Source organism: Elstera litoralis (genome assembly GCF_000963705.1).
GTDB classification, from domain to species: Bacteria; Pseudomonadota; Alphaproteobacteria; order Elsterales; family Elsteraceae; genus Elstera; species Elstera litoralis.
Genome location: NZ_LAJY01000716.1, coordinates 1 through 1,378, shown reverse-complemented (window position 1 = coordinate 1,378; position 1,378 = coordinate 1). Strand labels below are relative to the sequence as shown.

General features: G+C 63.2%; 2 protein-coding genes. Both read left to right on the top strand.

Features of this window, described 5'->3' with window-relative positions; translation table 11 throughout:
* Window positions 1–996 (top strand): agmatine deiminase family protein (locus tag VZ95_RS19270; RefSeq protein ID WP_045777304.1); only part of this gene is annotated, 996 nt, incomplete at its 5' end.
* The coding region (locus VZ95_RS19265; RefSeq protein ID WP_045777303.1) for a nitrilase-related carbon-nitrogen hydrolase at window positions 993–1,378 on the top strand (386 nt) is incomplete at its 3' end. The genes VZ95_RS19270 and VZ95_RS19265, both read left to right, overlap by 4 nt.

Here is a 1,378-nt window from a genome sequence, read left to right as displayed (position 1 = left end):
ATGCCCGCCGAATGGGCCGCGCACGAGCGTTGCTTCATGGCATTCCCCTGCCGCGACGAACTCTGGGGTTCGGGGTTGGCCGACGCGCGCGCCGCCTATGCCGCCGTGGCCCATGCCGTCGGCGAGTTCGAGCCGGTCACGATGCTGGTGCGCCCCGAAGACAAGGCTATTGCCGCAAAGCTGCTCTCGCGCGACGTCGAACTGTGGGAGATGCCGCTGAACGATAGTTGGGCGCGCGACTTCTGCCCGACCTTCATAACCGATGGCACGGGCGCGGTCGCGGGCGTGTCCTGGCAGTTCAACTGCTGGGGCGAGAATTTCCCCGATTATGCCGACGACGCCAAAGTTGCGGGCCGCGTGCTGGAACGCCTGGGCGCGCGCCGCTTCCAAGCCCCCTTCGTGCTGGAAGGCGGCGCTATCCATGTGGACGGCGACGGCACGGTTTTGACCACCGAAGAATGCCTGCTGCATCCCAACCGCAATCCCAAGCTGAGCCGCGACGAAATCGAAGCCAATCTGAAAGACTGGCTCGGCGTCGAGACCGTGCTGTGGCTCGGGCGCGGCTATGAGGGCGACGATACCAACGGCCATATCGACGAAATCGCTTGTTTCGCCGCCCCCGGCGTCGTCCTGGCGACCGAGTGCCGCGACAAGGACGATGCGAACTTCGCCGTGTTCGGAGAAAACTTCCACCGCTTGGCCGAGATGCGCGACGCTAAGGGCCGCCGCCTCACCGTCATGCCGCTGCCGCAGCCGCGTCGGCGCGACCTCAAGGGGCTGCGCCTCACGCTCTCCTACACGAATTTCTTCATCGCCAATGGCGGAATTGTCATGTCCAGCTTCGATGATCCCGCCGACGATCACGCGCGGGGCGTTCTGCAAGAAGCCTTCCCCACCCATAAGATTCTACAACGCCCGGCCCTCCCCATCACGGCGGGCGGCGGCGGCATTCACTGCATTACCCAACAACAGCCGAGCGGAGCGCTGGCCCGATGAGTGAAGATCTTCTGACTGTCGCCGCTGTGCAAATGGCCTGCGGCGGTGCCCCCGAAGAGAATATCGGCAAGGCCACCGAGATGGTGAAGCAGGCCGCGAGTATGGGTGCGCGCCTTATTCTGCTGCCCGAACTCTTCGAAGGCCCCTATTGGTGCAAAGACCAAGACCCGGCCTATTTCGATTGGGCGCGGCCCGTGCTCGATAATCCCGTGCTCATTCATTTTATGGAGTTGGCGCAAGATTTAGGCGTTGTCCTGCCGATCAGCTTCTTCGAAGAGGCCGGAAAAGCCTATTTCAACTCGCTGCTGATGATCGACGGCGACGGCAGCCCGCAGGGGCTCTACCGCAAATCCCATATTCCCGATGGGCCGGGCTATCAGGA